At 63.4% G+C, this 8482-nt stretch carries 10 protein-coding genes; 2 read left to right on the top strand and 8 right to left on the bottom strand.

Features of this window, described 5'->3' with window-relative positions; translation table 11 throughout:
- Positions 1–663 precede the first annotated feature (663 nt).
- On the top strand, positions 664–1656 hold the full coding sequence (locus AB7O82_RS35135) for a DUF3800 domain-containing protein (protein WP_428621558.1): 993 nt from the start codon (positions 664–666) through the stop codon (positions 1654–1656).
- A gap of 142 nt (positions 1657–1798) precedes the next feature.
- On the opposite strand, the gene AB7O82_RS35140 is transcribed toward AB7O82_RS35135, so the two are convergent.
- From AB7O82_RS35140 to AB7O82_RS35165, 6 genes are all read right to left on the bottom strand, one after another.
- Positions 1799–2119 (bottom strand): hypothetical protein, encoded by a 321-nt coding sequence (locus AB7O82_RS35140; RefSeq protein ID WP_428621560.1) that lies wholly within the window; start codon positions 2117–2119, stop codon positions 1799–1801.
- Positions 2120–2183: 64 nt separating this feature from the next.
- Entirely contained in the window at positions 2184–3128 is a 945-nt protein-coding gene (locus tag AB7O82_RS35145) for an IS1595 family transposase (RefSeq protein WP_428621562.1), read from the bottom strand.
- A gap of 432 nt (positions 3129–3560) precedes the next feature.
- On the bottom strand, positions 3561–4028 hold the full coding sequence (locus AB7O82_RS35150) for a hypothetical protein (protein ID WP_428621563.1): 468 nt from the start codon (positions 4026–4028) through the stop codon (positions 3561–3563).
- 416 nt (positions 4029–4444) lie between these two features.
- Complete coding sequence (locus AB7O82_RS35155) at positions 4445–4855, bottom strand: hypothetical protein (protein ID WP_428555896.1); 411 nt, start codon at positions 4853–4855, stop codon at positions 4445–4447.
- Between the two features lie 4 nt (positions 4856–4859).
- Positions 4860–5603 carry a glutathione S-transferase family protein gene (locus AB7O82_RS35160; RefSeq protein ID WP_428555899.1) on the bottom strand — a complete coding sequence of 248 codons (744 nt, stop codon included), beginning with the start codon at positions 5601–5603 and terminating at the stop codon, positions 4860–4862.
- A 274-nt stretch (positions 5604–5877) separates the two neighbouring features.
- Positions 5878–6627, bottom strand: a complete 750-nt coding sequence (locus AB7O82_RS35165) for a VOC family protein (RefSeq protein ID WP_428621565.1) — start codon at positions 6625–6627, stop codon at positions 5878–5880.
- On the opposite strand from AB7O82_RS35165, the gene AB7O82_RS35170 reads away from it, so the two are divergent.
- On the top strand, positions 6599–7645 hold the full coding sequence (locus AB7O82_RS35170; protein ID WP_428621567.1) for a branched-chain amino acid ABC transporter permease: 1047 nt from the start codon (positions 6599–6601) through the stop codon (positions 7643–7645). The two genes, AB7O82_RS35165 and AB7O82_RS35170, sit on opposite strands and share 29 nt — an antisense overlap.
- Positions 7646–7712: 67 nt before the next feature.
- Here AB7O82_RS35170 and AB7O82_RS35175 read toward each other — a convergent pair whose 3' ends face one another.
- Positions 7713–8234, bottom strand: coding sequence for a CYTH domain-containing protein (locus tag AB7O82_RS35175; RefSeq protein WP_428621568.1), 522 nt, complete (start codon positions 8232–8234; stop codon positions 7713–7715).
- A gap of 39 nt (positions 8235–8273) precedes the next feature.
- On the bottom strand, positions 8274–8482 hold a 209-nt coding region (locus tag AB7O82_RS35180; protein ID WP_428621570.1), incomplete at its 5' end, for a hypothetical protein.

Here is an 8482-nt window from a genome sequence, read left to right on the forward strand (position 1 = left end):
AGCGGATCAGGGAAGTCGGTGCTTCACGCGGACGCCCGGGCAGCCTTGGCTGGCGGAGAGTGTCACGCGCCGGCGCACAAAGTAAAACGACCCCCTTTTCTTGCCGTCGGTGCGGTCGCTTGCGGTCGCAGCCTTTGGAATCAAGAAGTTGGACCGACCGCAAGCGACCGTTCGGCAAGGCCTCTTGCGGTCGCACCCGCTGTCTTGCGGTCGCAGTCATCCGACGCCCGCCCCGGAGTCCTCTTACCCGTCCGCGAGCGGCCGCGAGAATCGGCGCCGCCGATTCTTGCGTCCGTTGCGTCCGTGCGTCAGCGGCCTTTGAAATCAAGGGCTTGGCGCTGACGCACCCGCGAGGCGTTGCGTCGGTGACTGGTCGTCTTGCGTCGGTGCCGGCAGTCACGGTGAGGTCCTTCGAATCGCGCGCATATGGGTCACGCCGGCTACCACGACGCCGCACGAGCGGACAGAGCGGACAGCCGTGGTGGCTCTCTTCTGCAGCCAGGAACGTTCGTGCAATCACACCTTGCTGTCACGGCGTCGCACGAGTGGATAGAAGGCCCAGCCGAACCGGCTCGCCGCTGCAGCCACGACCTCGTGCAATCAATTGGGTACGTTACACTTGCCGTACCCGGCACAAGATGTAGTATGCCATGAGAGGGCGCGATGAACGCGCTCTTAGAACACGTCTGGGGGGCGAGTCGGGCCGCCGACCACGTATGGGCGGAGGTGTGTGGTCTGGCCCCCGGCAAGGCAGTGGGACGCCTGCTGATGATATTCCGGGCCGCTGTTGACGAGAGCGAAAACAGGTCGAGAGACGGCCTGTTCGTTATGGGTGGTCATGTGGCCACTGCTGAGGCGTGGGCAAAGTTCTCGGCGGAATGGGAAAAGATGTTACCCGCCGGCACTCGGGCCAAAAACGGCAACATGCACTTCAAAATGGATGAGATGGACGACAATGATGAACGAAGGAGCCGGGTGCCTTGGTTCTTTCGCATCATCGAACAACACGTCCTGTTTTCCTTCTCGTGTGTGATTGATAAGGGCGATCTACGACGCGCCATGGGGCGTGTGTGGATTCCCGACTGCGACATTGATTGGGGCTTTGTCGCCAACCCATACAAGATCACTTTCCGCGCTCTTTACGACATGTTCCACACCAACCGTCACATCATTGATAACGTAGTGCCGTCGTTGAACGAGCCTATCGATTTTGTCTTTGACAACAGAACTGACGCAAAGAAGGAAATATTAGAGTCGTGGGATGATTATTTGGCGAGTCGGCCACCTGAAACCAAACAGTTTTATAGCAAGTCGGTCCCACGCTTCTTGGACGATCAGGAATTTGTGCCCCTTCAGGCGGCCGACTTTTGGGCATGGTGGATACGGCATTGGGCAGAAGCGGGAACGCTGGACAATCAAGACACGGGCGACTTCGGATACTTTCAACAACAGCGCGAGGGATGGGTGAAGGTCGGGTTCTTCTTCACCGAAGACGAGTTGGTTAAGGACTTCATGAAGTCGGTGCGCGAGCGCATCGAGCCGGGACGCTATATCTACGATCTCAGATACCCACGAGATCGGACGTACAGCGATGGTGGAATGACCCGAGTGGTCATTCGCGGCCCTTCACCTTTCCGGCAGCGGGCGGTTTCGTGACCCGCCTAAACGCCTTGTCAAACTCCTTCGGATCGTCGCTGGCCTCGGCCTTCTTCGCGGCTTCTAGGAAGCGCGCGTACTGGTCTGGGTCGCGGGTCTTGGACTTTGCTGGGGGCTTCTTCGGCACGGGTGCACCATGAAATCAGTTTTTCGCGTTGCTTGGGGTGGGCTGCGTCATCAACTCGATCTTCTCAATCGTGTCTTTCAGAAGCCTAAGCGTTCTCATCGGCATCCGGAGATGAGCGACAATCACACGGTCGCTAACGGCTCCGGGGCCAACGGGCATATGGCGAACCACCTCAAGGGAAACATGGGCGATACCAGTATCTTGGTTCACACCATATGTGCCTACCCAGTCGGTGAAAATGATTGGGGCACTCGCGCTAGCGATGGCCGATGTCTCGTTGGCGTGGCTCGGAATTGACTCAGTGGTGATCGGATTATCCTTGGTTTCATCGGCCATGACGTTCTCCCCCTACCAATTCAATAGCAGTGACAGCAGCCGCTTGAGCCGAGGCATTGCCCGACTACGCGCGACTAACTGTTTCATAGGTGAGTCGCTTGCCGACCACGCCCCGCAGAGCCATGGTGGCGCGCTGGGTGTCGTCAAGACCGCGCGGCTCGCCCTTCGCGTTGTACCGCTCGCGATTGGTGTGCCGGAAATCGAACTCGGCGAGATAGCGATGCAGGTGCCGCTCATCGCACTGCTGATAGATGCCACGCATACCGCGCTTGAAGACCGAGAAGAACGACTCAACGGTGTTGGTGTGAGCGTCACCGCGCACCCATTCGTCGTGGACGTGATTGACGGTCTGATGGTCTGCGAACATCGGGCCAAGCTGAATGTAGAGCTTGGCTTCGTCGGTCATCAGGACCGAGTTCTTGTTCATGTGCTTGGCGAGGATCGGCTTGATTTCGCGAGCGCTCGCCTTGTCGATGTGGAAGGAGCGGGCCGCGCCGCCACGCTCTACGAGGGTCAGCACGACGTGCTTGTGCTGATTGCCGCGACGTTTCGGAACGTCCGCCTTCTTGCCAATGTAGGTCTCATCGACTTCGACGAATTCGCCAGCGCTACCGAGCGAGCCAAGGCCGCCATCGGTCATCGCGAGACGGATACGGTGGGACAGGTGCCAAGCGGTTTTCATGCTGCACTGGAGCATGCGCTGGATCTGGCGAGTGCTGATGCCTTTCTTGGAAGCGCACATGAGATGGATGACCTGCAGCCACAGGTGCAGCGCGAGGTGCGAGCTTTCAAAGATGGTGCCCTGCCGGACGGTGAAGGGCTTCTTGCACTCGTAGCACTTGCGCAGGCCAAGGCGGGTGGTCTTGCCCTGAAGCCGGCCGATCCGCGCGCTGTCGGCATTCCCGCAATGAGGGCAGGTCGGGCCAGTCGGCCAGAGGTGCGCTTCGACGTAGTCGAAAGCGGCCTGCTCATCTTGGAAGTGGGGGGCGGAAAGAACGGACTTGGCCACGAGATTTCTCCTTGGCCTCATCCTACCTATAGCGCCGGGTATGTCAAGTGTAACGTACCCAATCAATTGCACGCCGCCCGCCGGGGGGCTCGGCGCCCACAGGCGGCCCCCATGGCTGCAGGGCGTTCGCATATGACAAAACAACCGTCATTTCGAGCGGAGCCGCCCGATCAGGCGCTGTTTGCAGCGCCATTGGCGGCGCAGTCGAGGGACCTTTCTTACAGGTGCTGCAGAAAGAAAGTTCCCTCCACTACGCCTCGCTGCGCTCGGCTCCGGTCGGGATGACGGCCTATTCTGTCATATGCGAATGCCCTGCCCATGACTGGGAGCACGCCACTGGTGGCAGAGCAATCTCCGCCACCAGCGGCGCGCTCCCAGCGGAGGAGTCGCTTCTTCCTGGTGGCGCGCTCCCGGCAACCCGTCTCGCAACCACTAGTCGGCGGTCGTGACGGCGCCGTTCGAATCGACAAGCAGCAGGACCTCGGTCTTGCCGCGGAGTGCCTTGGCGCGCCACACGCCGTCGCCCTTGCCCAGTATGCGTACACTCTTGTAGCCGTCGGCCTCGACGGCGGCCCGCGCAGCGCTCTCGCCGGCCGGGTCGGGGCCGATGGAGGACTCCACGGTGCCGGAGTCGCCCATGCCCGGAGTCCCTGCCGGATCGCCGGTCGGTGGCTTCGCTGCCTGACGAGGCTTCAGGAGCAGCGGCACCGGCGCCTGCAGGGGTTCGAGCGATGCCTTTGGCACATCCACGGGTGCGGACTTGGCAACGAGGTTCGGACGCGGCTCCGATGGACGGTCGGTCGCGAGATCAGGCGCCGTGTTCATCGACAGCAAGTAAGACTTGCCGCCATTGGAGTGCCGCGCGGAAATGTAGGCGCTCGTCAGCCCAATGATCGACATCACCGCCACGAGAGTGATGATGCTGCGTCTCACTGTCACCTCCCAGGTAGGATGCCAAGAAAGATCAGAGACCTGTCGATTCCCCGAGGATGGGCCATCGAACGAGAGCTGTAGTACTGGTCCTTCGTATCTCGGCGGTGTTGCGCTCCGCATGAATTGTGTCGTCTGTATCGCGGCGGCGAAGGTCTTTCCGCCTATGAGAATGCGCCGGGAGCCACTTGAGGCGGAGCAACCTCCGCCGACAGTGGCGCTCATGCGGACCGCGGGCGTCTCGCCCGCACATGTCTCAAATGATGAGCGGGCGAGACGCCCGCGGTCCAAGGAAGAGCATGAGAGCCACAGTCGGCGGAGGTTGCTCCCCCTTAGGCGCGCTCCCGGCGCCGCGGTGCACGCAACACGTGCTGGTCTCCCGGGGTTCACCTGGCAGTTGAGCTCGAGAGGGGCGCGTTCCGTCGACTTGTCCACCAGCGCAGGGCCAGCCCCGCCACCGGGGGCACCAGGCAGACGCCGGCGACCAGCGGGGCGATGCCGGCGAACATGCAGTTCCAGCCGGTCCTGCTGCCGATCAGGCACTCGTACTGGTCGATCGTGAACACCAGTGCGCCCAGCATCAGCGGATTGGCGAAGGTGGCCATCAGCCACAGCTTCCAGGCGGCGGCCTCGAAGCCGGGCCGCCACCAGCAGACCAGCGACACGATGGCTGCGTTGGCCGCGAGCAACGCGGAGAAGATCACCACCGCCTTCAGGTCGAGGAAGGCGCCGCCCACGATCCCGGTGATCAGGCCGCCGATGACGTTGCCATAGACGAAAGAGGGAATCCGCCGCATGGGCTCATGTCGGCATGATGCCGCGGCGCGGCGCGCCGGTCGCGAACGTCTCACCGGCGATCGGCGCACCCAGGGCCATGAGCGCGTTGCGCTGCTCTGGGATCGGCGTGCGCAGGATCGCGTCCTCGATCTTCGCCAGGGTCTTGAACGGCGGCGAAGCAAGGGTGTGCCCCATCCAGGCGTCGGCGCGCGGCCATCGCGCCGCGTCGATCTGGAACCTCACCCAGGCGGCGTTTCGGAAGAAGCATGCCGGGGCGATGTCGCCGATCGACAGAGTCGGCCCGAAGCGGAAGCCCTCGGCCGGCGCCTCACTTTCGAGATAGTCGAGCACCGCCGGCACGTCCTCCTTCAAGGTGCGGTCGACCAGCTCGCGGTCGCCTTTCTCGCCCCAAACCGACGGCCGGATGGCGATCTGGTTGAACAGGCGCCAGATGAAGACGTCGCCCATGCGCGTGTCGGCGAACTCCTCCAGCCAGCGCGCCCGCGCGCGGTCGCGGATGTCGGCCGGAAACAGCGCCGGCTCGGGCTGCTTGTCCTCGATGTACTGGCAGATCACCGACGAATCGGAGAGCACGAGGTCGCCGTCGATCAGCACCGGGATGCGGCGCAGCGGGCTCAATTTGGAGAAGCGATCGTCACCAAAGAACGGCACGATTGGATCGACCTCGTAGGCGAGGTCCTTGGCCTCGAGGCACGCCAGGACCTTGCGTACATAGGGTGACAGATAGCTGCCGACGATCTTGATCATGAAAGCCCCGAGGTTCGAAAGTTCACGAGTATCGGCTGACGTCCGGGAGCACGCCACTCATTCTCCTCCCCAGCTTCGCTGGGGAGGTGTCGCCGTCATACGGCGACCGAGGGGTCATGGCTCTTTGCTGGGAGCGCGCCACTCCGATGGCGCTCTTCTCTTTGACCACACACACCCCATGAGCGCCACGGGAGTGGCGCGCTCCCAGCCATGACCCCTCCGTCCGCGATTACGCGGACACCTCCCCAGCAAAGCTGGGGAGCAACATGAGAGCTCACACCAAATTGATCCGGCAGCCGCAGACCTCGACCTGCGAGGGGCCGCGCTTCCTGCCGCGCTTTTCGGCGGCGGCGAGGACCTTGGGCTTGTCGGCGGCCTTGACGTCGTAGGCCGACACGCCCTGCCCGCGTCCGTCGGTCACCGGCACGAAGCGGATCTCGCCGCCGTCGAGCGAGATGCGGTTGCCCTGAACGGGACGGCCGAGAATCTTCGACCAGTTGGCGGCGGCCGCCGCCGGATCGGGATGCTGGATCTCGACCCCGGCCAGGCCGTTGGTGACATCGGAGCGGGCGTGCTTCAGCCAGTCTTTCTCGGCCGGCGGCCACCACAGCGCCGGGTCGACTCCCTTGGGCGCGAAGGTCGTGTCGAGCGACAGCAGGACGCCGGCGGTGTCGGACGGATGGAAGTGGGTGTACTGGTACTCAGGCAGGTCCTTCTGCGCCACCGCGCGGATGCCGAGATCGGTCACGCGCTTGCGCTCGGCCGCCGCGTCGGCGACCTGCAGGATCACCATGTAGCCGCCGTCGCCCTTGCGCCGATCGATGTAGCGGCCGGCCGACGTCCCTTCCTGGAAGGGCGTGACGATCTCGAGAAAATCATGCCCGGTCGGGCAGACGACGTTGACCAGGCCCCACTTGGCGACGCCGGGGTCGCGGTAGGCGACCTCGATGCCGAGAATGTCGCACAGTTCCTCGCGCGAGCTCTCGAGTTCCCTGGTGACGAACACGCACTGGCGCAACCGCATCGCTTCCCTCCCTTTTCCGGCCGCTACCGTCTATCGTAGCGTGATGCGGACCGTGTGGACCATGGCTTTCGTGGCGGCGGCCGCGCTCTCGTTCTGCTTCCCGGATTTCATCGTCTTCCGCTTCACGCAGGCGGCGATCTGGGCGATCACCCTGATCGGGCTGGTGATCCTGTGCGGCGTCAGCGGCCAGTTCTCGTTCGCCCAGGCCGCCCTGTTCGGCATCGGCGGCTACTCGGCGGCGATCCTCGTCAACCACACGCCGTTCTCGATCTACCTCGGGCTTCCCGCGGCGATGCTGATGGGCTTCGCGGCGGGCTACGGCCTCGGCCGCATTGCCGGCAGCCACAGCCTGTGGACACAGGCGCTGGTGACCTACGCCTTCGCCATTGCCTTCCCGCAGTTCCTGCGCTGGCGCCTGATCGAAGGAATCACCGGCGGCGTCGGCGGCCTCTATCTCGATTTCCCGACTCCGCCGGTCGAGTTCCTGAGCGACGATCGCTGGCGCTTCATGATGACGCTCGGTCTCCTGGGTGCCGGCCTGTGGTTCGCCTACAACCTGATCGACAGCCGCTCCGGCCGCGCCCTGCTGGCGACCCGCGACCACGATCTCGCCGCGTCGGTCCAGGGCATCCGCGTGGTGCAGGTGCGCGCCGCGGCGTCGGGCATCGCCGGCGCCTACATCGCCATCGCGGGCTGCCTGTCGGCCTACCAGTACGGCTTCGTCGGCCCGACCGGCTACACTTTCGGGCTTTCGATCCAGATGCTGTTCGGGCTTGTCATTGGCGGCATGCACTCGCCGGGCGGCGCCGTGCTGGGCGGCCTGATCCTGCAGTTCCTGCCCGACGTCACCGCCGGCCTCGGCAAAGGCCTGTCGGGCCTGCTCTACGCCGTGATGCTGCTCGCCGCCATTGTCGTCCTGCCGGAAGGTCTCGCAGGCTTGTCGCAGCGGTTGTTGCGCCACTTCCGTCCCAGGATAGCCGACGCGGAGGCGTCCGGGCTTCGCGGCACTCGCCCATGACCCTTCTTCTCCGGCCTCGTCGCCTCATGCGGCCCGGGACCCGGAAGTGCCCCCTGCAATCGACGCCTCATCCCTCGACGGGATGATTTCGATCGGCAGGAGCCGGTTGGGCGACGACGCTCTTCGCGTTGGCCCATCTGGCTCTTTGCAGATTTATCTTCTTGTACTCCGGGCGACCGGTCACCTCGGCGCCAATCCAGTCGGGAAGAGGGATCGGCGCGGTTTCGCTGCTCACTTCGATTTCGGCCAACACGATGCCATCGAGGATGCCTTCGTATACGTCGACCTCCCAGACGAGAGAGCCATGTGGAACATGGTACCGTGTCTTCTCCAGCACGTACCCGTCGCAGTGAGAGGCCAGCAGTTCCTTGGCGTCGGCAACGGGAATTTCGTACTCGAACTCGTAATCCCGGAAGCCTGCTTTTTTCCCCTTGATTGTCAGCGTAGCCCGATTCTCGCGCAGACGGACGCGAACCTTTCGTTCGGCCGAAAAGCATACCAGTCCGTCCTTTATATGGTCCTTGCGAACATAGCGCTTTCGCCACGCATCATTGGCGACCAGGAATTTTCTCTCGATCTCCGTAGCCATATGATCCGTGACCCGCTTCGAGGCGCACGCCTGCACCGTTCAAGATTGCTTTGTAGGCTGGGTCTGATCGATGTGACGTTGATCTATCGCAAGGGCCGCAAATCTTGCGGGGCTGCTCTTGCGCTGGGAGCGCGCCACTCCGATGGCGCTCATGGGGTGTGTGATCGACAGGAAGAGCGCCATCGGAGTGGCGCGCTCCCAGCCAAGAACCCACCGCCCCGCCGGCGCGGTCGAAGCCGCTTCATCGC

The sequence above is a fragment of the Reyranella sp. genome (genome assembly GCF_050185545.1).
In the GTDB taxonomy this organism is placed as follows: Bacteria; Pseudomonadota; Alphaproteobacteria; order Reyranellales; family Reyranellaceae; genus Reyranella.

What these genes read in the sequence shown, in the direction of transcription:
- AB7O82_RS35160 (WP_428555899.1), bottom strand. Translation starts at nt 5,603, where the DNA reads ATGATCAAGATCGTCGGCAGCTATCTGTCACCCTATGTACGCAAGGTC.
- AB7O82_RS35175 (WP_428621568.1), bottom strand. Translation starts at nt 8,234, where the DNA reads ATGGCTACGGAGATCGAGAGAAAATTCCTGGTCGCCAATGATGCGTGG.
- AB7O82_RS35135 (WP_428621558.1), top strand. Translation starts at nt 664, where the DNA reads ATGAACGCGCTCTTAGAACACGTCTGGGGGGCGAGTCGGGCCGCCGAC.
- AB7O82_RS35155 (WP_428555896.1), bottom strand. Translation starts at nt 4,855, where the DNA reads ATGCGGCGGATTCCCTCTTTCGTCTATGGCAACGTCATCGGCGGCCTG.
- AB7O82_RS35165 (WP_428621565.1), bottom strand. Translation starts at nt 6,627, where the DNA reads ATGCGGTTGCGCCAGTGCGTGTTCGTCACCAGGGAACTCGAGAGCTCG.
- AB7O82_RS35150 (WP_428621563.1), bottom strand. Translation starts at nt 4,028, where the DNA reads ATGTCGATCATTGGGCTGACGAGCGCCTACATTTCCGCGCGGCACTCC.
- AB7O82_RS35140 (WP_428621560.1), bottom strand. Translation starts at nt 2,119, where the DNA reads ATGGCCGATGAAACCAAGGATAATCCGATCACCACTGAGTCAATTCCG.